Raw genomic sequence first — 246 nt, 5'->3', positions numbered from 1 at the left:
CCGTGAACTCGTGCTCGCCTTCGTCCAGCGGCGTATCAGGCGTGAAGCTCCAGTTGCCGTCCTCGTCGACCTGCGTCTCGCCAACCGGCGTGCCGTTGTCGATCACGACGATCGTGTCGCCCGGTTCGCCCTTGCCCACCAGCGTCGGCGTCGTGTCGTCCGTGCTGCCGCCATTGTCCACAGGACCCTGAACCAGACCCACGTCGTCAATCACTTCGCCAATGACTGGCTGGTCCGGCGCATCAA

The 246-nt window shown here is 64.6% G+C and carries 1 protein-coding gene; it reads right to left on the bottom strand.

What is annotated here, in order from left to right:
• On the bottom strand, nucleotides 1-246 hold a 246-nt coding region (locus tag F6X37_RS36230; protein WP_222945063.1), incomplete at both ends, for an Ig-like domain-containing protein.

It is taken from the genome of Paraburkholderia sp. 31.1, assembly GCF_014397645.1.
Lineage (GTDB): Bacteria > Pseudomonadota > Gammaproteobacteria > Burkholderiales > Burkholderiaceae > Paraburkholderia > Paraburkholderia tuberum.
This window is presented reverse-complemented; position numbering and strand designations above follow the sequence as displayed.